We start from the raw sequence: 22,318 nt of genomic DNA, 5'->3' as shown, positions 1-22,318 counted from the left end.
CTCTCGTGTGCGGTCCTCCCTCAGCCGTTCGCGGCGGCGTCCCGCTCGCGGGCCCGCAGCGCCCGGGCGATGCCGTCCCGGCCCTCGGCGACCAGCCGCCGCAGCGGGGCGGGGTGGTCCTCGCCGGCCAGCCAGGCGTCCGCGGCCTGGACCGTGCGCAGTTCGACCACCGGCGGGAACAGGTACTGCACCGCGTTCTTGGCGATCTCGCCGGGACGGCGGTCCCACAGCGGGCGGATGTCGGTGAAGTAGCGCTCCACGAAACCGGCGGTCAGCTCCCGCTGGGCGGGGTGCCAGAACCCCTGCAGCATCGCCTCGTGCACCGCGTTCGGGATCGTGTCCTCGGTGAAGGCCCGCTGCCAGGTCTCCTCCTTCGACTCCGCCGTCGGCCGCAGCGCCCGCGCCGTCGCCGCTCGGCGCGCGCCGGTGGCGGTCGCGTCGCGGAGCTCCTCGGCCTCGATCTCGGCGTCCCCGGCCGCGCCGATGGCGACCAGCCCGTTCAGGAACGCCCAGCGGGCGTCGGCGTCCACCGGCAGCCCCTCGACGACGTGCGAGCCGTCGAGCAGGCGGCGCAGGTAGGCCGCGTGCGCCTCGGTGCGGGCCGCGCCGGCGAGGGTCCGCGACCACTGCAGCTGGGTGTCGCTGCCCGGCTCGGCCGCCTCCAGCGCGGCCAGCGCCTTGTCGGCCAGCGCGCGCCAGCCGGTCTCGGCCCAGCGCGGGTCGGCGTAGCTGGCCAGGGCGGTCTGCACCCGCGCCAGCAGTGACTGGACGACGCTGATCTCGGTCTCGGCGTCGACCCCGGCCAGCACCAGCGCCACCCAGTCGCGGGCGGGCAGCTCGGCGTCCCGGGTCATGTCCCAGGCCGCCGACCAGCACAGCGCACGGGCCAGCGGGTCGGGGAGGGTGCCGATGCCCGTCTTGAGCGTGGTCAGGGAGCGGTCGTCCAGCCGCAGCTTGGCGTAGGTGAGGTCGTCGTCGTTGACCAGCACGAGGTCCGCGGCCGGGTGCCCGACCAGCTCCGGCACCTCGGTGCGCTCGCCGTCGACGTCGAGCTCCACCCGGGTGGTGCGGGTCAGCCCGTCCGGGCCGGTGTCGTAGAGGCCCACGGCGAGCCGGTGCCGGCGCAGCACCGGGTGCTCGGGCACCGCGGTCTGCTCGATGGCGAAGGAGGCGTACCGGCCGTCGTCGGTGAGCTCCAGGACCGGCCGCAGGGTGTTGACCTGGCTGGTCTGCAGCCACTGCTCGGCCCACGCCGACAGGTCACGGCCGGTGGCCTCCGACAGCGGGTCGAGGAGGTCGGCGAGGGTCGTGTTGCCGTACTCGTGCGTGCGGAAGTAGCGCTGCACGCCGCGGAGGAACTCCTCCCGGCCGACGTAGGCGACCAGCTGCTTGAGCACCGAGGCGCCCTTGGCGTACGTGATGCCGTCGAAGTTCACCTCGACCGCCGCGACGTCGACCATGTCGGCGGCGATGGGGTGGGTGGAGGGCAGCTGGTCCTGCGCGTAGGCCCACGCCTTCTCGGTGTTGGCGAACGTCGTCCACGCGGTCGTGTACTCGGTCGCCTCGGCCTGGCACAGGGTGGAGATGTAGGTGGCGAAGGACTCGTTGAGCCACAGGTCGTCCCACCAGCGCATGGTCACGAGGTCGCCGAACCACATGTGGGCCAGCTCGTGCAGCACCGTCTCCGCGCGCCGCTCGTAGCGGGCCCGGGTGGCCCTGGACCGGAAGACGTAGTCCTCGAGGATGGTGACGGCGCCGGCGTTCTCCATCGCCCCGGCGTTGAACTCCGGCACGAACAGCTGGTCGTACTTGTCGAACGGATACGGGTAGTCGAACACCCGGTGGTAGAAGTCGAAGCCCTGCTTGGTGACCCGGAACAGCTCCTCCGGGTCGAGGTACTTCGCCAGCGAGGCGCGGCAGTACAGCCCGAGCGGGATGCCGCCGTGGGAGTCGGTGACCTTCGCGTACGGCCCGGCGATGAGGGCCAGCAGGTAGGTCGACAGCCGCTTGGTCGGCTCGAAGTGCAGCAGCTGCGAGCCGCCCGGCCCGGCGTCGACCGTGCGCCCGCCGGTGTTGGAGACGACCTGCCAGTCGAACGGCGCGGTCACGTGCACCGTGTAGGTGCCCTTGAGGTCGGGCTGGTCGAAGCAGGCGAACACGCGCTTGGCCTCGGCCGGCTCGAAGTGCGTGTACAGGTAGACCTGACCGTCCTCCGGGTCGACGAAGCGGTGCAGCCCCTCCCCGGAGTTGGAGTACCGGCAGTCGGCCTCGACGACGAGGGTGTTCTCCGCGGCCAGCCCGGGCAGCGGCAGGCCGCCCTCCTCGGTGTAGGTGGCGACGTCGAGCTCGACCCCGTTGAGGGTGGCCGAGCGCACCCGCTCGGCGACCAGGTCGATGAAGGTGCCGGCGCCGGGCTCGCGGCAGGTGAACCGCACCGTGGTGGTCGACCCGAAGGTGTGCTCGCCGGGGCGCCCGGCGCCGTCGGTGAGGTCGAACTGGACGTCGTAGCCGTCCACCGCCAGCAGCTGGGCACGGCGGGCGGCGTCATCGCGGGTCAGGTTGGGTACGGCCACGCACGGCAGCTTCCCACGGAGGGACGACGGCCCTCCCCGGTCGACGGCGGACCGCCATCCGGTTGAGGGAACAACCACCACCCCGTCCGACTTGGGGACGGGCAGGACAGACATCCGGCGCACCGTTCGCCAGCGAGGAGTGAGACATGACCGAGGCAGTGCAGAGCTCGCCCGTGAAGGCCCGCGTCGACTTCTGGTTCGACCCCCTGTGCCCGTGGGCCTGGCTCACCAGCCGCTGGGTCCTCGAGGCGGCGAAGGTCCGCGACATCGACCTGCACTGGCACGTCATGTCCCTGGCCGTGCTCAACCGCGGCCGTGACCTGCCGGAGCAGTACCAGGAGATGATGAAGAAGGCGATCGGCCCGGTCCGGGTCGCCATCGCCGCGGCCCAGCAGCACGGCGACGAGGTCCTCGGCGACCTCTACACGGCGATGGGCACGCTGCGCCACCACGAGGGCGTCGAGCTCGACGAGCTGATCGCCCCGGCGCTGGAGCGGGTCGGGCTGCCGGCGTCGCTGGCCGAGGCCGCCACCTCCACCGAGTACGACGAGGCCCTGGAGAAGAGCCACCACGAGGGCATGGACCCGGTCGGCGACGACGTCGGCACGCCGGTCATGCACATCGACGGCGTGGCCTTCTTCGGCCCGGTGATCAGCAAGGTGCCGACCGGGGAGGACGCCGGCAAGGCGTTCGACGGCGCGGTCCTGCTGGCCAACCTGCCGGACTTCTGGGAGCTCAAGCGCACCCGCCTGTCCGGGCCCGACATGGACTCCGTCCCGGCCGACGCCCTCGAGGTCACCCGCCGCTGAAGCCCGACGGGCCAGAGTGGCCACGATGGCCGCCCGGACGGCGGCCTTTGTGGCCACTTTGGCCGGTACGGCGGGTCGTCGGACAGGATGACCGCGTGTCGCGTCCCGTCCGCCAGCGCATCCTCATCACCGGCGCGAGCTCCGGGCTCGGCGAGGGCATGGCCCGCCGGTTCGCCGCGATGGGCCGCGACCTGGCCCTCGCCGCCCGCCGCACCGACCGGCTCGACGCCCTCCGCGACGAGCTGCTCGCCGCCCACCCCGGCATCCGCGTGGTCACCGCCGCCCTCGACGTCGACGACGCCGTCGCGGTCGAGAAGGTGGTCCCGGAACTGGCCGCGGAGCTCGGCGGCATCGACCGGTTCATCGCCAACGCCGGCATCGGCAAGGGCGCCTCGGTCGGCACCGGCACCGCCTGGGCGAACCGGGCCACGCTGTTCACCAACGTGCTCGGCACCCACGCCCAGTGCGAGGCGGCGGTGGAGCTGTTCCGGGCGCAGGGCCGCGGCCACCTCGTGGTGGTCTCCTCGGTCGCCTCGATCCGCGGCATGCGCGGCACCCGGACGGCGTACGGCGCCAGCAAGGCCGCGCTCAACGCCCTCGCCGAGGGCATCCGCTCCGACCTGCTGGGCACCGGCGTCCGGGTGACGACGCTCCTGCCCGGGTTCATCGCCACCGACATCAACGTCGGCCGCCGGGGGCCGTTCACCGTCGACCTCGACACCGGTGTCGACGCGCTCACCGCGGCGATCGAGCGGGAGCCGGCACGCGCCTACGTCCCCGAGTGGCCGTGGCGCCCGGTCGCAGCAGCGTTGCGGGTGCTGCCGCTGTCCGTCGTCCGCCGGGTCACCTAGGCCGGGACGAGGCCGTCCGCATCGTCGCCGCGTCGTAGGGGCCGTCGTCCAGTCGGCCGGCGCGGACGGCGGCGAGCACCGCCAGCAGCTCCTCCCGCTGCGCGCCCACGAAGCCGGCGTCGACGACGGCGCCGTGCCCGGGCACCACCGGGCCGCGGGCCAGCGCGTGCAGCCGGCCCAGCGTGGCCGGCCACTCGGCGGGGAAGGCGTCGTCGAACGCCGGTGGGGCACCCTCCTCCACGAGGTCACCGGCGAAGACGGTCCCGCCCTCGACCTCCACCACCAGGTCGTGCCCGGTGTGCCCGCGGCCGAGGAAGCGCAGGACCACCTCCCGGCCCCCGACGTCGAGGTGCGCCACGTCGTCGACCAGGGCATCGGGCGGGTCCAGCGGGGCGCTCCGCACCCGCTCCGCGCCCGCCGGGTCGCCGTCGGCCAGCAGCTCGGCCACCCGGGCGGCGCGCTGGGCCTCGCCGGTGGCCAGGAGGTCCGCGGCGCAGCCCCGCGAGCCCCACACCGTCGCCGGGCGGAATGCCGCGTTGCCGAAGCAGTGATCGTGGTGGGCGTGGGTGTTGACCACCGTCCACGGGGCCGCCGTGACCCTCCGGACGGCGGCGGCCAGGTCCGCGGCCTCGCCCAGGTCGGAGCGGGTGTCGACGACCAGGCAGGCGCCGTCGCCGACGACCAGCCCGCAGTTGAGGTCCAGCGACGCGTGCCGCCGGACGAAGACGCCGTCGGCGACCTCCCGGAAGGTCACCAGCAGATCCGCATCGGCCGGTGCCGCGCGTCGAGCGAGCCGTCGCCCACGCACGTCGCGGAGCCGTCGGCCATCCGCCGGGCCGACCACGCCGCGGCGCAGGCGTCCAGCGCGTCGACGACCGGGACGCCGGCGGGGGCGTCGGAGAGCCCGTCCAGCACGTCCATGACCGGCTCCAGCGCGCGGATCCGCTGCGCCTGCCCGCGCGCACCCGACTTGGGGTCGCGCACCCGGTCGTCCAGGGCGCGGAACGCCAGCTCGGGGTGCACCTCGACGACGGAGTCGGCGGGCGGCTCGCCCAGCGCGTCGTCCAGTGAGCGGATCGCCGCCACGAGCTGGAAGGACTGCGCCGACAGGGAGCGGCCCCCGGTCGCCTCGACCGACAGCCGCCGGGCGTCGGCGTAGCCGCGGGCGGCGAGCACCGCGCGGACCGGGGCGGGGAAGACCGAGCTCGTGGCGCCGTACGGGCGGAGTCGTTCGCGGGCCGCCACGTCGCACGCCCGCACGCCGTCGTCCGACAGCCCGATCGGCATGTCGATGCCGACCACCTCGACGTCCGCCACGGCGAGGACGTCGGCGGCGGTCCGGAGCACGGTCAGCTGCACGGTCCGGCCGTCGAGGCGGGCGCCGACCCACTGGCCGCGCCAGCCGTCGACCCCCAGCACCGCCACCCCGGCAGCCTGACAGACTCGCCGCCATGCGCGTCTTCGTCGGCACCGACCACGCCGGGCTGGAGTTCAAGGAGCACCTCAAGCAGGCGCTCACCGAGGCCGGGCACGAGCCCGTCGACTGCGGGGCGTTCGAGTACGACGCCCAGGACGACTACCCGCCGTTCTGCTTCGAGGTCGGCGAGCGCACGGTCACCGAGCCCGACAGCCTCGGTGTGGTCATCGGGGGCTCGGGCAACGGCGAGCAGATCGCGGCCAACAAGGTGCCGGGCGTGCGCGCCGCGCTGGTGTGGAACACCGCGACCGCCGAGCTCGCCCGCCAGCACAACGACGCCAACGTGGTCTCCATCGGCGCCCGGCAGCACAGCGTCGAGGAGGCCACCGAGCTGGTGCTGACCTTCCTCGCGACGCCGTTCAGCGGCGACGAGCGGCACGCCCGCCGGATCGGCCTGGTCACCGACTACGAGCAGAACCGGCACCGCCCCGCCGGGGGCCTGCCCACCCGCGAGGAGCCCGTCTGAGGGGACCCCGCAGCAGGGCCCTTCAGAAGTCGTCGGGGCACCACGGGCTGACCGGCCACCGGAACGCCGTCGCCGCCAGCGTGACCGCGCCCGGACTGACCTCGGTCACCCGGCCGGCGGCCTGCAGGGTGGCCAGCGAGACGCCGCCCAGGTAGGCCGCGGCCAGCGCCTCGACGTCCACGACCAGGTCGGGGTCGCTGTCGGTCCGCGCGCAGAAGCCCCCGGACGGGCCGGCGGTCAGTGCCCAGCGCCCGTCGTTCCACGGGCAGAACGGGTCGCGGACCTCGAACACCAGGTTGATCGGGGTGGGGTAGCGGCGGGCGGACAGCGCGCGGCCGACGTCGACCAGGCGCACCCACAGCGCGTCGACCGGCCGGGAGTGCAGCGCGCGGCTGTCGGTGAGCAGCCACCGCAGCGGGTCGTCGTCCGAGGCCGTGGGGGCCGTGACCGTGCGGACGAGGTCGATGCCCAGCAGGAACCGCCAGAGCGCGGCGTACGCCGGGGTGCCGGTGGCCCGGACCTCCTCGACGGTGAGGGTGCCGTCGGGTTCGCCGCCGTCGGTCCACGCGTTCCTGACCCGGTAGGCCGCGTAGCCGGTGACGGTGCCGTCGACGTCGGTGTGCACGAGGTGCCGCCGCTCGGTCGCGCCCTTCCGCTGGTCGGGGTCGTCCCGCAGGGCGCGGTCCCACCACACGTCGCCGCGCGCCAGGTTGCCCGGCACGGCGCGCCGCACCCGCTCGTACACGGCGACGGCGGCCCGGCGGTACTCCTCGACCGGCACCAGGTCGACCCGGCCGTCGCCCGCGTCCACGTCCGGGCGCAGCTGCAGCTGTCGGACGGCGCCGGACAGGTTGCCCTTCCAGGTGGCCGGGGCGTACCCGAACCGGCCGTAGATCGGCGCCTCCGCGGCCCACAGCGCGGCCACCGCCTCGCGGCCCTGCTCGTGCAGCTCGGTGAGCTGGCGGCGCATGATCGCGGCCAGGATGCCGCGCCGGCGGTGGGTGGGGGAGACGGTCACCCAGGTGACCCCGGCACACGGGACGACGGCGCCGGGCACGGTGAGCTCCCGGCTGTAGATGCCGGCCGTGGCCACGACCCGGTCGCCGTCCCACATCGCCAGCGAGCGGTCGAGCTCGGCGTGCGGCGGCACCGACTCGACGAACGCTCCGGTGGCCTCCTCACCGAAGACGTGCAGCATGGCGCGGCTGAACGCCGGCCACTCCGCGGGCGTGGCGGGGCGCAGGCCGTCGGCGGGATCGGTCACCGGAGCTGTCTACCCGTCCCTGCCGACGGTGCGCGAACGGGTTCCGGATGATGGCGGCATGGCGGGCACACGGAGCTGGGCGGAGATGCTGACCGGGATCGAGCAGCGGCTGCTCGCCACCACCGGCGACGACGTCGCCACGTGGTCGCGGCGGGTCCGCGAGACCGGGCTCGACACCGAGCCGGAGGTGCGGGCCTGGCTGGCCGGGCGGGGCGTCACCGGGTACGGCCAGATGGTGCTGGTCATGGAGCGGTTCGGGTACCCGGCGTTCCTCACCGCGACCGCCGACGAGCTGGTCGACGCCCAGTACGCCGGCCGGCCACAGCTGCGCCCGGTGCTCGACGCGGTCCTCGTCGCGGCGTCGGGTGTGGGGGAGGGGCACGTGCAGGCGCGCAAGGGCTACGTCAGCCTCGTGGGCCCGCGCCGCACCTACGCCGTCGTCCAGGCGTCGACGCGCACCCGGGTCGACCTAGGGCTGCGGCTGCCCGACCGCGCGCCCGCGGGCCGGCTGCTGGCCGCCCGCAGCATCGGCAACGGCGCCTGCTCGGTCCGCGTGGCGCTCACCACGCCCGCGGACGTCGACGACGAGGTCGTGGCCCTGCTCGCGGAGGCGCACGCCGCCAACCGCTGACCCGCGACGCTCAGCTGCGCAGGTAGGCCAGGGTCGCCATCACCCGGCGGTGCTGGTCCTCGTCCTGGGCGAGGTCGAGTTTGGCGAAGATCCGCTGGGTGTGCTTCTCCACGGCGCCCTCGGTGACCACCAGCCGCCGCGCGATCGCGCTGTTGGAGTGCCCCTCGGCGATCAGCCCGAGCACCTCCCGCTCGCGGGGGGTGAGCCGGCGGACCGGGTCGTCGGCGCGGCGGCGGGCGAACAGCTGCGCCACCACCTGCGGGTCGAGCACGGTGCCACCGCCGACCACGTCGGTGAGCGCGGTGAGGAACGAGTCGAGGTCGGTGACGCGGTCCTTGAGCAGGTAGCCGGCGCCGCCCCGGCCGTCGGCGAGCAGCTCGTCGGCGTAGGCCACCTCCACGTACTGGGAGAGCACGAGCACCGCCGTCCCGGGCACGGTGGCGCGGGCCTCGACCGCGGCCCGCAGTCCCTCGTCGGTGTGCGTCGGGGGCATCCGGACGTCGACCACGGCGACGTCCGGGCGGTGCTCGGCCACCGCCCGGACCAGCGACGGGCCGTCGCCGACGGCGGCGACCACCTCGCAGCCCTCCTCCTCCAGCAGCCGGACCAGGCCCTCCCGGAGCAGCACCGAGTCGTCGGCGATCACGACCCGCACGGCAGCTCCGCGACCAGCCGGGTGGGCCCGCCCCGCGGGCTGTCGACGGTCAGGACGCCGTCCACCGCGCGCAGCCGGTCGGCCAGACCGGCCAGGCCGTGCCCGGGGGCGAGGACGGCGCCGCCGGTGCCGTCGTCCTCGACCGTGACCCGCAGCGCGGGCCCGGCGGCCACGACGACGACCTGGCAGGTGGTGGCCCCGCTGTGCTTGGCCACGTTGGCCAGCGCCTCGCTCACGACGAAGTAGGCGGTGTTCTCCACGACCGGCGCCAGCCGCTGCTCGGGCAGGTCGACGGCGAGCTCCACCGGCACCGGGGAGCGGGCCGCGACGGCGGCCAGCGCGGCGGCCAGGCCGCGGTCGGCGAGCACCGGCGGCGCGATGCCCCGGGACAGCGCCCGCAGCTCCTCCAGCGCCTCCTTCGCGAGGACCGCGGCCTCGCCGATCGTCTCGCGGGCGGCAGCCGGGTCGCGGTCGAGCTGCCGCTGGGCGCGGGAGAGGTCCATGCCCAGGCGCACGAGGTGCTGCTGCGGGCCGTCGTGGATGTCGCGCTCCAGCCGGCGCAGCGCCACCGCCTCGGCGGCGACCGCGGCGTCGCGGCCCTCGGCCAGCCGGCCGAGCTCGGCCTGCGTGGCCGCGCGGGAGGTCAGCAGGGCCCGGCCGAGCTGGGCCTGCAGCAACGCCGCCCCGCGGACGGCGAACGGCAGGACGACGGCGAACAGCAGGCCGATGGTCGTGTGGATCAGGATCCGCCGCCCGGCCGTGCTCTCGAGGCCGAGCAGCTCCAGCAGGTCGGTGTCGTCCGGGTCGTTGGGCAGCGACCAGTCCCACAGGCCGTAGGTGAGGCCGCCGAGCGCGCCGGCCCAGAGGGTCACGGTGACGACGAAGGACAGGATCGCGAAGGGGAATCGGAGGACGGCGTGCAGCGCGTCCAGCCAGCACTGCGGATCGCGCAGCGGGGTGGTCAGCCGGCGCACGGCCCGGCCCTCGGCGGTCCGGTAGGCCGGGCTCGGCAGCGGCCGGTCGAGCACGCCGGGCAGCCACGCCCGCTCGACGGCCGCGAGCCCCCGGGCGGCCACCAGCGTGGCGGCCAGCACCGCGACGCCGACCCAGACGACGAGCAGCCCGGCGCCGACCGACAGGCCCGTGACCACCACGACGAACGCGGCGATCGCGACGGGGAACGCGACCAGCGAGTAGGCGGTGTCCACACCCAGCTGCCGCAGCACGCTGCGCGTCCGGGTGGCGGGCGAGGGTGACACGGTGGGCAGGACGGCGGTGTCGGTCATGCTGTCGAGCCTGGTCGCGGGCGGGGCTCGGACCCATCCCGCCAGCCGGTCGATCGGGTGTCGGGCTGGCCCGACAGGGATGCGGTCGTCATCTCGGGGTCGATGCTCTGGCGTGGCGGCGCGGGTGTCCAGCACCCGCCGCTCGTTAGGGTCGGGGACAGCCGGGCGCGCCGATGACGTCGCGCCACCGCGCGAGCGGCTGCCCGGCGGGGGAGGGAGCCCGTGCGCGCTCCAGCAGTGCCGATCGCCCTGACCGCCGTCCTGCTGGCCGCCGGCTGCAGCGGTGCCACCTCCTCGGGGGAGGCCGAGGCCGAGTCGCCGGTGGGGGCGGCCGCCTCGACGCCCGACGCCCGGCTCACCCTCGTCGCCGACGAGGACGCGGTCGCCTCCGCGGCCTCGTCCAGCCGCGCCCTGTTCGACACCGCGGAGGTCGCCGTCGTGGCCCGCGACGGCGACGAGGCCGGCACGCTGCTGGCCGCGTCGGCGGCCGTCGGGCTCGGCGTCCCGCTGCTGGTGGAGCCCGCCGACGGGGCGCCGGCCGACGCCGTCACCGCCGAGCTGGAGCGCCTGGGCACCACCACCGTGCTCGCGGTCGGGGAGGCCGAGGGCGCCGGCGCCGCCGAGGTGGTCGCCGTCCCGGCCGCGGCGGAGTCGGTCGCCGCGGCCACCGGTCTGGACCTCGGCCAGACACGCGAGGTGGACGACGGCGCCGCGGCCGCGGCGGTGGCCGGGCTCGACGGCGAGCAGCCGGTCGCCCTCCTCGCCGGCGACGACGGCACCCCCGCCGAGGACGTCGACCGGCTGCCCCCGGTGGAGCGCGCCGCGCCGCTGGAGGACACGCTGGTCGTCGCCACGGACTCCGGGGCCACGGTGGCCGGCATCGCGACCGCCCGGGCCGCCGGGGCGACGGTGCACGTCACCGCCGCGACCGATCCGCGCGGGGACGCCGCCCTGGTCGACCTGCTCGCGCAGCGCCGGCCGGAGGCGGTGGTGGCCCTCGGAGCGGGCTACGCGGCCGAGGACGGCCTGGACTGGAAGCTCGCGACCGCGGCCACCGGCGAGCAGCTGCCGGGCGGCGGCCAGCTGCTGTTCCCGGGGCACTTCCTCGTCGCGCTGTACGGCTCCCCGGGCACCGGCGCCCTCGGCGTCCTCGGCGAGCAGGACGTGACGGCATCGATCGAGCGGGCCCGCGCGCACGCGGCGCCCTACGAGCCCCTGGTGCCCGACGCCACCGTCGTCCCGGCGTTCGAGGTGATCGCCACCGTGGCCTCGGCGGTCGCCGGGCCGGACGGCAACTACTCCACCGAGCTGCCGGTCGAGCAGCTGCGGCCCTGGGTGGAGGCGGCGGGGGAGGCCGGCCTCTACGTCGTCCTGGACCTCCAGCCCGGCCGCACCGACTTCGTGACCCAGGCCGAGCAGTACCGCTCGTTGCTGGAGCTGCCGCACGTGGGCCTGGCGCTGGACCCGGAGTGGCGGCTGGGGCCGGGGGAGGTGCACCTGACCCAGATCGGGACGGTGTCGGTCGACGAGGTCAACCGGCTGGTCACCTGGCTGGCCGACCTCACCCGCGCCGCCGAGCTCCCGCAGAAGCTGCTCGTGCTGCACCAGTTCCAGGTGCGGATGATCCCCGAGCGGGAGCGGCTGGACACCTCCCGCGACGAGCTGGCGGTCATGGTCCACGCCGACGGTCAGGGCGGGCAGGGGGACAAGCAGGCGACCTGGGCCGCGCTGCGGCAGACGAACCCCGACGCGGTGTCCTGGGGCTGGAAGAACTTCTACGACGAGGACGCCCCGATGCTCACCCCCGAGCAGACGATCGCGCAGGTCAACCCCCGGCCACACCTGATCAGCTACCAGTAGGCGCTGACCCCTCCCGTTCTGTCGGCCCCCTGTGGTGAGCTGGCGCGACCGTCGCAGGAGGAGGCCTTCGTGACCGTCGTCGACACCGAGTTCGACCCCCGGCTGCTCGAGCACCGCCGGGAGCTGACCGGCTACTGCTACCGCATGCTCGGGTCGGCGTTCGACGCCGACGACGCGGTGCAGGAGACGATGGTCCGCGCCTGGCGGGGCCTCGCCGACTTCGAGGGCCGCTCCGCGCTGCGCTCGTGGCTGTACCGGATCGCCACCAACGTCTGCCTCGACCAGCTGTCCGGCCGGCAGCGGCGGGCCCTGCCGATGGACCTCACCGGCTCCCCGTGGCAGCCGGTGGAGGCGTCGCTGTCGGCCCGCCGCCCCTCGACGGCGTGGGTGGAGCCGGTGCTCGACCGCCAGGTCGTCTCCGACGACGCCGACCCCGCCGAGCAGGCGGTGCAGCGGGAGTCGATCCGGCTGGCCTTCGTCGCCGCGCTGCAGCACCTGCCGCCGCGGCAGCGCGCCGTCCTGCTGCTGCGCGAGGTGCTGCGCTGGAAGGCCGACGAGGTGGCCCAGCTGCTCGACACGACGGTGGCGTCGGTGAACAGCGCGCTGCAGCGGGCCCGGGCCACCCTGGCCGCCGTCGGCGACGAGGTCGACCCGCAGCCGCTGGAGGTGGACGAGCGCGAGCTGCTGGAGCGCTACGTCGACGCCTTCGAGCGCTACGACATCGAGGCCTTCGTGGCGCTGCTGCACGAGGACGCCACCCAGCACATGCCGCCGTTCGAGATGTGGCTGCGCGGTGCCACCGACATCGGCACCTGGATGCTCGGGCCGGGGTCGGGCTGCCGGGGCTCGCGCGTGCTGCCCACCCGGGCCAACGGCGCACCCGCCTTCGCCCAGTACCGCCCCCGGGAAGGCGGTGGTCACGAGCCGTGGGCGCTGCACGTGCTCGAGGTGCGCGACGGCCGGATCGCGCACGTCTCGAGCTTCCTCGACCTGGACAACGACCTGTTCCGGCGGCTCGGCCTGCCCGTCGAGCCGGCCTGATCCCCGTGCCGCACACCGAGTTCACCGAGGGCCTGCACGAGGAGCGGCACCGCGACGGCTCGCTGCGGGCCCGCGGTCCCGTCGTCGACGGCCGGCCGCACGGCTACTGGGAGTGGTTCCGGCTCGACGGCACCCGGCTGCGGTCCGGCTCCTTCGACGGCGGCGAACCCGTGGGCGAGTGGACGACGTACGACGCCAGCGGCACCCCGTACGAGGTGACGAGTCGCGGCTGACCTGCGGTGGTCGGATCGAGGTGCGTAGGGCGGTGTCTGTGCCGTCGCGTCCGGGCGGGTCAGCCGTGGCCGTCGTGACGCGGCGTCGGGTTGCCGGTTCCGGCTGCCACGACCGACTCGCCACTCGGTCGTCGTTCCTCCGCCGCCGTCCCGACCGGGCGGCTGCTGCGAGAGCCTGACCGCGGATCCCTCACCCGTTCCCCTGGAAGAGGCACATGATGAGAACGACCGTCATCTGGTCCCTGGTCGTCGGTGCTCTCGTGGCACTCGTCTTGGTCGTCATCGCCGTCAGCATGTCGGCGTCGGGGTTCCGGCTCGACATCGAGCGCTGGGTCCTCATCGGCGCCTTCCTGGTCGTCATCGCGATGGCGGCCGCAGCGATGGTCGGCGCGCTCAACGCGCTCAAGGAAGCCCGCGAGCAATCGCCCGGAGACGGGACCCGGAACGGGACCGGACGCCCCGGGCCCGGCGCGTCGTCCTAGCGCGCGCACGCGCTCGTCCGTGCTGCTCAGCAGGCGCGGCTGGTGGTGGTGCCGGGCGCGACCGCCTCAGGCCCGAGGGCAGCGGCGCGCTGGACCGCTGGAGTGGCTGCGCCCGATGTCGACCGAGTTCCTCGACGCGCCGGACCCGGTCGGCTGACGGGCGGGCGGATCGCCCGGTCCGGGCCGCCGGCGTCCCGTGTCACGATCGGGCCTCGACGCTGGTCGGGGGTCGGATCGCGGGCCTAGCGTCGGTCCGTGCGGCGCTCCCTGGGCACCACCTTCGCGGCCTTGACCGTGGCGCTGGTCGTCGGGTGCACGGGCCCCGGCGCGGAGTCGGGCGGCGGCGACAGCGGTGCCGACGGCGGCGCGGTCGTGCCCGAGCCCGCCTCCCCGGGGGTGCCCGAGGGTGCGCCGGCCGCCCCGGCAGACACCGACCCCGACCGGCAGGTGGTCACGACCGCCACCGCCTTCCTCGTCGTCGAGGACCCGGCCGAGGCGGCCCAGCAGGTCAGCGAGCTGGTGGAGACCGCCGGCGGCCGGGTCGACGAGCGCACCGAGCAGGCGGCGTCCGAGGGCGGGGGTGCGACCGCCGATCTCGTGGTCCGGGTGCCGGCGGACGCGCTGACCGACCTCCTGGCCGACCTGGAGGACCTCGGCGACGTCGCGAGCGTGTCGGTCTCCCGCTCCGACGTGACCGCCACGGCGGTCGACCTCGACGCGCGGATCTCGGCGCTGCAGACCTCGGTGGCCCGGCTGCAGGCCCTGATGGACAACGCGGCCACCACCGAGGCCCTGCTGGCCGCCGAGAACGCCCTCTCCGACCGACAGGAGCAGCTGGAGTCGCTGCAGTCCCGGCGCGCGCTGCTGGCCGACCAGGTGGAGCTGTCGACGCTCGACGTGCACCTGGAGCCCGTCGGCGTGGCGCCGGCCGGTGGACCGGACGGCTTCCTCGACGGGCTGGGGACCGGATGGCGGTCCCTGGTCGCGGCCCTGGGCGCGACCCTCGTCGTCCTGGGCGTCGCCCTGCCGTGGCTGGCGGTCGCCGGGGTGGTGGCCGCGGGGGTCCTGGTGCCGGTTCGCCGGGTGCGGCGGCGCTCCGCGGTGAAGGCGCCGGCTCGGCCGTTGGCGGCGGATCCACCGGGACCACCGCAGGGGTGAGGGACGGCGCCCGTCGTGGAGCGGGTGACCGGGATCGAACCGGCACGGCCAGCGTGGAAGGCCAGGTCCTCTGCGGCGCCTTGGCTGCTCAGCGGCTCGACGGACTCCACTCGCGCCTTCCGATCCCCCTTGCGCGCGGGCTCCTGTCTGGCTCAGATGCGGTGGACGCACGACGGCGAACGGTCCCGGATCGGCGGCCGACGGCCAGGGCTCGACGAAGGTCGGATCCGTTCTCGGGTCCAGCCCCGAGACCCCACTCGTGGAAGGGTGCAGCGACCGAGCTGGAGCTCTCCTGCATGCCAGTGCACGCGTTCACCCGCGCCTGGATCGGGGCCACTGTGGCCGGCGCCTCGGAGCACACGCAACCGTCCCTGCTCCGTCAGGGACGGAGCAGGGACGGAGGACCTGCATGGCATCGACGGCGCCGTCGGTCATCTCCGATCGGTCCTCGACCGTGGTGCCGAGAACCTGCCAGTCAGCCCAGCTCGCCCGTGAGCAGACGTCCGGCTCCGCCGATGGCCGGCCGGTGGCCCAGCGCTCGGAGCACCTCGAAGGTGGTCGCCGTCGCAGCGGTGACCACCGGCAGCCCCAGTTCGTCCTCGACCCGCTGGACGGCGGCGAGGGAGGGCATCTGCACGCAGGCCGACAGGACGATCGCCTCGGCGCCCTCTCGCTTCAGGCCTCGGGCGATGTCCGGCAGGTTCTCCGGGTCCAGCCGGCCGACGGCGAGGTTGTCCGGCACCTCGAGGGCGACCGCGTCGAGGACCTCGATGCCCTCACCCTCGATGTACTCCCGGACCATCTGGGTCAGCGGCGCCATGTACGGGGTCACGATGGCCACCCGGTGGGCGCCGATGGTCTGCAGGGTGCGCACCAGGGCGCCGGCGCTGCTCACCACGTCGGCGGGGTGCCCGTTGTCTCGGGCGGCCTCGCCGATGACCTGCTCGGACTCCTTGTGCGCGCCGGGGCCCTGGGCCATGACGGCGACCAGGCAGGCGTAGGCGATGACGTCCACGTCGGCGTCGGACACGGCGGTCGCGCACTCGGCCGCCTTTCCGACCATCGCGAGCAGTTCCTCCCTGTTGACCTGCTTCATCGCCGCGCGGGCCGAGTGGAACGTGTAGCGGTGCCCGGTGGCCTCCGACTGCCGGCGGAAGAGTTCGGGCAGCTCGGTCTCCATCGTGGTGTTCGAGCTCGGCACGATGAGGCCGACCCGGGAGGAGCCGGGAGCCTGTGGAGCCGGGCTGTTCTCGCAGGCTGCCGCGGTGGTGGGATCGATGGTCATCAGTAGCCAACTCCTCCGTCAGGAAGGTCTTCTCGGGTGGGGGTGAGCTCCTCGACGAAGCCCTGGCCGTCGGAGCGTCCGGAGAGCGCACGCCACACGGCCTCCGGGGTGATGGGGAGCGTGTCCAGCTCGACGCCGAACTCGGTCAGCGCGTCGCAGATCGCGTTGGCTACGGCTGCACCCGGCGGAATGGTGCCGACCTCGCCGACGCCGCGGATGCCGAACGGCGTGACCGGGGAGGGAACCTCCGTGTGCAGCAGCTCGATGGGCGGCAGGTCCGCCGCCGTCGGCGGGAAGTAGTCGACCATCGAGCCGTTGACCAGCTGCCCGGTCTCCGCGTCGTAGCGCAACTCCTCGGTCAGCGCCGCGCCGAAGCCCTGCGCGAGTGCCCCGCGGACCTGACCGTCGACGACCACGGGGTTCACGACGGTGCCGGCGTCGTGCACCATCACGAACCGCTCGATCTCGAACTCCCCGGTCCCCGGGTCCACGGCGACCTGCGCCGCCGCCGTGCCGAAGGAGTACGCAGCGTCGGCGGGCTCGAAGTGGCTGGTCGCCTCCAGACCGGGCTCTTCCCCCGGCGGGATCCCCTGCCCCGTGATGGCCGTGCCGAAGACCTCGGCCAGCGTCACCGACACCGAGGCGTCGTCCCAGCGGCGGACCACCGGCCCGGCGATCTCGAGCAGTTCCGGGTCGCTCTCCAGCCGCCAGGCGGCCAGCCGCAGGGTCTTGGCGGCCAACGCCTCGGCCGCCTCCTTGAGCGCCCCGGACGCCGCGATCATCGTCCGCGAGGCGAAGGCGCCCGTGTTGAGCGGCGAGGCCGAGGTGTCACCGGCGTGCACCTTGACGGCGTCGTACCCGATGCCGAACACCTCGGCGACCACCTGGGCGAACGCCGTCTCGGCGCTCTGCCCCATGGTCGAGACACCGGTCCAGACGTCGATGCCGCCGGAGCGGTTGGCCCGCAGGGTCACACTCTCGTGCGCCCCGAACTGCGAGCCGCGGCGGGCGAGGAAGCGGGAGCTGGCGTAGCCGGTGCGCTCGACGAAGGAGGAGAAGCCGATGCCGCGGATCCGGCCGTCGGCCCGCGGGGTGCGCGGGGTGCCCCGGTGGGCGTCCCAGCCGATCGCCTCGGCCGCCATCCGCAGGCACTTCTCGTAGTCACCGCTGTCGTAGACCGCGCCGGTGGGGTTCTTCCACGGCAGCTCGGCGGGCGTGAGCATGTTCTTGGCGCGCAGCTCCACCGGGTCGAGGTCCAGCCGGCGGGCGAGGGTGTCCATCAGCCGCTCGTAGGCGAAGTTGACCTCCGGCTGGCCGTACCCCCGGTAGGCGCCGATCGGCGTCTTGTTGGTGAGCGTGACCCGCCGCTCGGCGTACCCGTCGGTGACCCGGTAGGGGCCGTTGAGCACGACGCTGGACAGCTGCGCCGAGCCGAACGGGGAGTTCCAGCCGCCGATGTCGGTGGCGTAGACGTCGGTCATGGCCAGGATCCGGCCCTCGGCGTCGGCCGCGATCCGGTAGTCGTGCACCGACTCGCGGGCGTGCGTGGAGTTCCGGAAGTGCTCGGCGCGGTCCTCGGTCCACTTCACCGGCCGGCGCAGCGCCATGGCGTGCAGGCAGGCCAGCACGTCCTCGGGGAAGACGCCGAGCTTGAGGCCGAAACCGCCGCCGACGTCGGAGGCGACCGCGCGGATGTCGCTCTCCTGCAGCCGCAGCGACTCGGCGAGCTGCTTGCGGATCAGGTGCGGCACCTGGGTGGAGGTGTGCACCGTCAGCTCCCGGGCGCCGGGGCGCCACTCCGCGACGACGGCACGGGTCTCCATCGGCAGTGCGGTCACCCGGTTGATCCGGAAACGGCCCTCGACGACGACGTCCGCCTCGCGCATCCGCGCCTCGGGGTCGCCGCTGCCATCGGAGTTGGCCGCCAGCAGGTTGGAGTCCAGGACGTCGGGGTGCAGGACGGGCGCCCCCGGCTCGAGCGCGGCGAGCACGTCGACGACGTGCGGCAGCGGCTCGTACTCGACGTCGACCAGCTCGAGGGCGTCCTCGGCGAGGTGCCGGCTGGTCGCGACGACGCTGACCACGGGCTGGCCCTCGTGCGTGGCCACGTCCTGGGCCAGCGCGTAGTACGGCAGCCGCGGGGCGCCGGGCACGGGGCGCAGGACACCCAGCGGCTCGGTCGCGGCCCGCACGTCGGCGCCGACGAGCACGTGCTTGACGCCCTCGAGGCGCTCGGCGGCCGAGGTGTCCACCCGCACGATCCGGGCGTGGGGGTAGGGGCACCGGCCAACGGCCATGTGCAGCACGCGCGCCGGCTCGACGTCGTCGGTGAACCGGCCGTCGCCGCGCAGCAGCCGGTCGTCCTCCTTGCGCAGCTGCCAGGAGCCGACGACGCCGCGAGTGACGGGGCCGGACCGGTCGGCCGCGGCCGGGCGCTCGACGGTGGTCATCGCGCACCTCCCGCGGGGACGTCCGCCGGGTCCACCGGGCGCTCGACGGACTCGGCGAAGTACCGCTCGATCGCGGTCACGATGTTCTCGTAGCCGGTGCAGCGGCACAGCACCCCGGCGATCTCCTCGCGGATCTGCTCGCGGGAGGGGGCGTCGCCGCCCTGGTGCGCCAGCGCGGTCGTCGTCATCAGGAAGCCGGGGGTGCAGAACCCGCACTGAAGGGCGTGCTCCTCCTTGAAGCACTGCTGCAGCGGGCTGAGCACGTCGTCCACGGCGAGGGACTCGACGGTCTGCACGGCGCGGCCGTCGAGCTGGCAGGCCAGCATGAGGCAGGACTTCACCGCCTCGCCGTCGACCACGACCGTGCACATGCCGCAGGAGCCCTGCTCGCAGCCGACGTGCGTGCCGGTCAGGCCGAGCTGCTGGCGCAGGAAGTCGGCGACGTGCAGCCGCGCCGGCACGGTCGCGGTCACCACCTCGCCGTTGACGGTCGTGGTCAGCTCGACGAGCGGCTCGGGGGCGGTCATCGCCGTCCCCCCGCTCGACCGGCCGTGCTCCGGCTCTCGGCACCGAGGTGGCGGGTGGTGCGGTCGGTTCTCGTCACAGGATGTCCAAGGAGGTCGAAGGGCTGGCCGAGCGGGGGGCAGGGGTCACCGGCGGTTGACCGGGCGCATCGCCGGGACGGTCAGCTCGCCGCGGTCGACGATCAGCTCGTCGTCGAGGTAGAGGCTGTTGCCGCGCATCGGGATGTCGAAGTGGCACGGGGTGTCGTTCGGGCCACCGAGCTCGTTGTTCGGGCCGATGGAGAACATCACGTTGCCGTAGAAGGAGCGCAGCTCCATGCCCATCCCGCCGGGGAACTGGGTGAGCCCGTGCCAGTGGGCGCGCTCGTCGAGGCCCCAGCCGACGTGGCTCATGCCGTAGCCGCGCGGGTCGTCGAAGGACTCGATGTAGGACTTCAGCAGGTCGGCGTCCAGGCCGCCGCGGATGTCGCGGATGAAGCCCTGCTCGATGGTGAGCGTCACCGGGGTCTGCACGTACGTGTTGAACGGCAGCAGCACGTCACCCGGGGAGAGCACGATCTGCCCGTCCACGCCGTCGTCCGCGCCGCCGGTGAACACGAACGCGGCCGGCCAGTGGTCCCAGCGCCCGGGGGTGTCGGTGAACCCGTACTCGCTCATCGTCGGGTAGACGCCGAGCCGGTAGGTGACGTCGGTGCCGCCGGGGCTGGTGATCCGCATGACCTTGGCCTTGGCCAGCAGCTCGTAGGCGACCTCGACCCGCTCCCGGATCTCCCGGGTGGGCATCAGCCGGGCCAGCAGCGGCGCCGGCTCGACGCAGGTGAGGATGCGGGTGCCGGCGGCCTGGATGGCGAACTGCTCCTTGCTGAACAGCAGGAAGGTCAGGTCGACGACCATGTCTGCGGCCTTGAGCGCCTCGACGGCCAGCGGGTTCTCCGCCAGCCCGGACTCCCCGACCGCCCACGCGCCCTTCGCGTCGCCCGGCGCGGGCAGCCGCATGTGGTAGGTCGCCGCGCCCAGCTGCTGGGCGGCCCACAGGAAGGCGTCGGCGTACTCCGGCCGCTCGCCGCCCCGGGAGAGCACCGCGACGGTCTCGCCCTCGTGCACGCCGGACAGCCGCAGCTGCTCCAGGCAGATGGAGTTGAACAGGTTCTGGTCCATGAGCTTTCTCCTGTCGGTAACGGGATCAGTGCTGCGGGACGTGCGCGAGCAGGTGCGGTCGGACGACGTCGAGGAAGCCGGGCAGGTTGTCCCACGGCACCATGTGGCCTGCTCCCGGGACGGTGTGGATCTCGATGCCGGGCTGGGCGCGCCGCAGGTCGGCCACGGCGGCCAGCGGCACCACGGGGCTGTCGCCGCCGCGGACCAGCACGACCGGCTGGGTGAGCCGCGCCCAGTAGTCGAAGAAGTCCTCGGTCTCGAAGCCCTCGTGGGTCTCCATCACCGCCGTCTCGTCGCAGGAGGCCAGCACCTCCGCGCGCAGCCGCAGCTCTCGCTCCGGCCAGTTCGGGTAGAAGCGGCGGACGGCGTCGGCATCGGTGCCCGCCTGCGCCTCGTGCAGCTGCTGCAGGAACGCCTCGCGGGAGGTCGGGTACGGGCCGCGGCCCGGGCCGGACACCGGCGGGTCGACCAGCAGCAGCAGGCCGTGGTCGTCGGGGGCGTGCAGCACCGCGTACGCCGCGGCGATCCGCGCGCCCATCGAGTGGCCGAGCACGACCGGGCGGCGCAGGTCCAGCGCGCCGACCAGGCCGGCGACGTCCGCGGCGTAGTCGACGAGCCGGTACCCGCCCGAGGGCGCCCGGTCGCTCTCCCCGCGGCCGCGCACGTCGGGCACGGTCACCCGGTAGCCGAGGTCGGCGAGCAGCACGGCGAGGAAGTCGGCGGTGGCCGCCGGGCTGGTGATGCCAGGGAGCACCAGCAGGTCCGGGGCACCGGGCTCGCCGTAGCGCAGCACCGAGTGCCGCAGCCCGTTGGCCCGGACCTCGCCCCGCTGCCCCTGGATCTCCACGTCGGTCACCGGTCGACGTCCCCGGGCGAGTCGGCGGTGGGCAGCTGGTCCAGCGCCCACTCGAGCCACGGGCCGGCGATCTCCTGCGCCGCGGGCACCCGGATCCGCTCCGCCATGTAGACCAGCTTCTCGGCGGCCTTGTCCCGGGAGCAGGCTCCGCTGGCCACCCAGTCCCGGGTCAGCCCGGCCAGCGTCTCCAGGAACGACAGCGAGTCGCCGGCCTGGACGTCGTCGGCGCCGCGCAGGCCGCCCACCTCGTGCAGGCCGACCAGCCGGCGCACGTCGGCGAGGCTCACCTGCGCCCCGGCCGGCCCGATGCTCCCCAGCCACACCCCGACCGACTCCGCGGAGCGCAGCGAGTGCGGGTAGAGGTAGAAGGGGCTGTCCCACTCCATGGTGGCGTGGTCGAGCCGGGGACCGCCGGGGAACATCCGCTCGATGTCGTGGGTCATCGCCGCCAGGCGCATCTCCACGGTCGCGGCCGGGTTGAGGTGGACCAGCCAGTCCCGGGCGCGCATCAGGTGCAGCGCCTGGTCGTAGGGCTTGACCCATTCCGCGGCGAGGACCTCGATCTCGGTGTCGAGGGGGACCACCGGTGCGGCCCAGGGCAGGGCGGCGGTCATCGGCGGGACCGCCGCCGGCCGCGCCGCAGGGCGACGATGCTCAGCGCCACCGACACCGCGCTCAGCGCGGCGGCCACCTTCGACCACGGATCCCGCGCCGGCGCGTCGCTCACCGGCGGCAGCGAGCTGCCGGTCGTCCGCACCGCCGGCGCGGTGGCGGTGGCCGGAGCGGTGGCGGTCACCGGCGAGGAGCCGCCGCCGAGGGCCTGCTCCAGGTTGCGGGCGAACTGGGCGGTCACCTTGCCGGCCTGCTTCGCCACGACCTTCTGCCCCACGCTGCCCAGAGCACCCGCGAGCGCGACGTCGCCCTCCACCATGACGACGGTGCGGTCACCCACCGGCTCGAGCTGGACGCTGACGCCGGCCCGCACGTTGCCCATCGCGCCGCGAACGGTCTTGCCGGTGGCGGTGAAGCTGATCTGCTTCTCGGGCACCCGCTCGACGATGGTCACCTTGGCGGCGAACGTCGCCGTCATCGGGCCGATGCTCTGGGTCAGCCGGACGTCGATGTCGTCGGGGGTGACCACGGTGAGCTGCTCGACGCCGGGCACGCACTCGGCGACGCGCTCCGGCTGCTCGAAGAACGACCACACGGAGGCCGCGGGCTGGGCGACCTCGAACTCCTCGCGCAACTTCATGACTGTC

General features: G+C 74.5%; 22 protein-coding genes. 9 read left to right on the top strand and 13 right to left on the bottom strand.

The window, feature by feature from the left end; all coding sequences use genetic code 11:
- Positions 1 to 20: 20 nt before the first annotated feature.
- Positions 21 to 2,573 (bottom strand): aminopeptidase N, encoded by a 2,553-nt coding sequence (pepN, locus tag ACI784_RS06135; protein WP_457012826.1) that lies wholly within the window; start codon positions 2,571 to 2,573, stop codon positions 21 to 23.
- 146 nt (positions 2,574 to 2,719) lie between these two features.
- On the opposite strand from pepN, the gene ACI784_RS06130 reads away from it, so the two are divergent.
- Together ACI784_RS06130 and ACI784_RS06125 are read left to right on the top strand one after the other, a co-directional pair.
- A complete protein-coding gene (locus ACI784_RS06130) occupies positions 2,720 to 3,382 on the top strand; it encodes a mycothiol-dependent nitroreductase Rv2466c family protein (protein WP_457012825.1) in 663 nt (220 codons plus the stop codon).
- 95 nt (positions 3,383 to 3,477) lie between these two features.
- Positions 3,478 to 4,233, top strand: coding sequence for an SDR family oxidoreductase (locus tag ACI784_RS06125; protein WP_457012824.1), 756 nt, complete (start codon positions 3,478 to 3,480; stop codon positions 4,231 to 4,233).
- Here the strand turns inward: ACI784_RS06125 and ACI784_RS06120 are convergent.
- Both ACI784_RS06120 and ACI784_RS06115 read right to left on the bottom strand, forming a co-directional pair.
- Entirely contained in the window at positions 4,226 to 4,987 is a 762-nt protein-coding gene (locus tag ACI784_RS06120; RefSeq protein WP_456922681.1) for an MBL fold metallo-hydrolase, read from the bottom strand. The genes ACI784_RS06125 and ACI784_RS06120 overlap by 8 nt on opposite strands.
- Complete coding sequence (locus ACI784_RS06115) at positions 4,984 to 5,658, bottom strand: DUF429 domain-containing protein (RefSeq protein WP_457012823.1); 675 nt, start codon at positions 5,656 to 5,658, stop codon at positions 4,984 to 4,986. Before ACI784_RS06115 ends, ACI784_RS06120 begins: the two co-directional genes overlap by 4 nt.
- Before the next feature lie 26 nt (positions 5,659 to 5,684).
- Between ACI784_RS06115 and ACI784_RS06110 the strand changes: the two genes are divergently transcribed.
- Complete coding sequence (locus tag ACI784_RS06110) at positions 5,685 to 6,176, top strand: ribose-5-phosphate isomerase (protein ID WP_457012822.1); 492 nt, start codon at positions 5,685 to 5,687, stop codon at positions 6,174 to 6,176.
- A gap of 22 nt (positions 6,177 to 6,198) precedes the next feature.
- On the opposite strand, the gene ACI784_RS06105 is transcribed toward ACI784_RS06110, so the two are convergent.
- Entirely contained in the window at positions 6,199 to 7,440 is a 1,242-nt protein-coding gene (locus ACI784_RS06105; RefSeq protein ID WP_457012821.1) for a GNAT family N-acetyltransferase, read from the bottom strand.
- Between the two features lie 58 nt (positions 7,441 to 7,498).
- Here ACI784_RS06105 and ACI784_RS06100 point away from each other — a divergent pair, with 58 nt between their 5' ends.
- The gene (locus ACI784_RS06100) at positions 7,499 to 8,071 is read left to right on the top strand and encodes a DUF5655 domain-containing protein (RefSeq protein ID WP_457012820.1); all 573 of its coding nucleotides are present in this window, start codon (positions 7,499 to 7,501) and stop codon (positions 8,069 to 8,071) included.
- A gap of 10 nt (positions 8,072 to 8,081) precedes the next feature.
- Here ACI784_RS06100 and ACI784_RS06095 read toward each other — a convergent pair whose 3' ends face one another.
- Together ACI784_RS06095 and ACI784_RS06090 are read right to left on the bottom strand one after the other, a co-directional pair.
- A complete protein-coding gene (locus tag ACI784_RS06095; RefSeq protein WP_456922676.1) occupies positions 8,082 to 8,726 on the bottom strand; it encodes a response regulator in 645 nt (214 codons plus the stop codon).
- Positions 8,714 to 10,012, bottom strand: a complete 1,299-nt coding sequence (locus ACI784_RS06090) for a sensor histidine kinase (protein WP_457012819.1) — start codon at positions 10,010 to 10,012, stop codon at positions 8,714 to 8,716. Before ACI784_RS06090 ends, ACI784_RS06095 begins: the two co-directional genes overlap by 13 nt.
- A 222-nt stretch (positions 10,013 to 10,234) precedes the next feature.
- Here ACI784_RS06090 and ACI784_RS06085 point away from each other — a divergent pair, with 222 nt between their 5' ends.
- The 5 genes from ACI784_RS06085 (at position 10,235) to ACI784_RS06065 (ending at position 14,786) form a co-directional block, all read left to right on the top strand.
- A complete protein-coding gene (locus tag ACI784_RS06085; protein ID WP_457012818.1) occupies positions 10,235 to 11,872 on the top strand; it encodes a hypothetical protein in 1,638 nt (545 codons plus the stop codon).
- Positions 11,873 to 11,941: 69 nt separating this feature from the next.
- Entirely contained in the window at positions 11,942 to 12,913 is a 972-nt protein-coding gene (locus ACI784_RS06080) for a sigma-70 family RNA polymerase sigma factor (RefSeq protein WP_457012817.1), read from the top strand.
- 5 nt (positions 12,914 to 12,918) lie between these two features.
- Positions 12,919 to 13,146 carry a toxin-antitoxin system YwqK family antitoxin gene (locus ACI784_RS06075; protein ID WP_457012816.1) on the top strand — a complete coding sequence of 76 codons (228 nt, stop codon included), beginning with the start codon at positions 12,919 to 12,921 and terminating at the stop codon, positions 13,144 to 13,146.
- Between the two features lie 218 nt (positions 13,147 to 13,364).
- Complete coding sequence (locus ACI784_RS06070; RefSeq protein WP_456922671.1) at positions 13,365 to 13,628, top strand: hypothetical protein; 264 nt, start codon at positions 13,365 to 13,367, stop codon at positions 13,626 to 13,628.
- Positions 13,629 to 13,883: 255 nt separating this feature from the next.
- The gene (locus ACI784_RS06065) at positions 13,884 to 14,786 is read left to right on the top strand and encodes a DUF4349 domain-containing protein (protein WP_457012815.1); all 903 of its coding nucleotides are present in this window, start codon (positions 13,884 to 13,886) and stop codon (positions 14,784 to 14,786) included.
- Positions 14,787 to 15,261: 475 nt separating this feature from the next.
- On the opposite strand, the gene ACI784_RS06060 is transcribed toward ACI784_RS06065, so the two are convergent.
- From ACI784_RS06060 to ACI784_RS06030, 7 genes are all read right to left on the bottom strand, one after another.
- Positions 15,262 to 16,071 (bottom strand): maleate cis-trans isomerase family protein, encoded by an 810-nt coding sequence (locus ACI784_RS06060; protein WP_457012814.1) that lies wholly within the window; start codon positions 16,069 to 16,071, stop codon positions 15,262 to 15,264.
- Positions 16,071 to 18,521 (bottom strand): xanthine dehydrogenase family protein molybdopterin-binding subunit, encoded by a 2,451-nt coding sequence (locus ACI784_RS06055; protein WP_457012813.1) that lies wholly within the window; start codon positions 18,519 to 18,521, stop codon positions 16,071 to 16,073. Before ACI784_RS06055 ends, ACI784_RS06060 begins: the two co-directional genes overlap by 1 nt.
- On the bottom strand, positions 18,518 to 19,048 hold the full coding sequence (locus tag ACI784_RS06050; protein ID WP_457012812.1) for a (2Fe-2S)-binding protein: 531 nt from the start codon (positions 19,046 to 19,048) through the stop codon (positions 18,518 to 18,520). Before ACI784_RS06050 ends, ACI784_RS06055 begins: the two co-directional genes overlap by 4 nt.
- A 123-nt stretch (positions 19,049 to 19,171) precedes the next feature.
- A complete protein-coding gene (locus tag ACI784_RS06045; RefSeq protein ID WP_457012811.1) occupies positions 19,172 to 20,203 on the bottom strand; it encodes a 2,5-dihydroxypyridine 5,6-dioxygenase in 1,032 nt (343 codons plus the stop codon).
- Between the two features lie 25 nt (positions 20,204 to 20,228).
- Positions 20,229 to 21,059: an alpha/beta fold hydrolase gene (locus tag ACI784_RS06040; protein ID WP_457012810.1), complete on the bottom strand. Its 831-nt coding sequence runs from the start codon at positions 21,057 to 21,059 to the stop codon at positions 20,229 to 20,231.
- A complete protein-coding gene (locus tag ACI784_RS06035; protein ID WP_456922664.1) occupies positions 21,056 to 21,673 on the bottom strand; it encodes a hypothetical protein in 618 nt (205 codons plus the stop codon). Before ACI784_RS06035 ends, ACI784_RS06040 begins: the two co-directional genes overlap by 4 nt.
- Positions 21,670 to 22,311 (bottom strand): CoxG family protein, encoded by a 642-nt coding sequence (locus ACI784_RS06030; protein ID WP_457012809.1) that lies wholly within the window; start codon positions 22,309 to 22,311, stop codon positions 21,670 to 21,672. Before ACI784_RS06030 ends, ACI784_RS06035 begins: the two co-directional genes overlap by 4 nt.
- Between the last annotated feature and the right edge of the window lie 7 nt (positions 22,312 to 22,318).

Source organism: Geodermatophilus sp. SYSU D01186 (genome assembly GCF_054050215.1).
The sequence above is the reverse complement of the archived record's forward strand: the minus strand, read 5'-3'. Positions and strand labels throughout refer to the sequence as shown.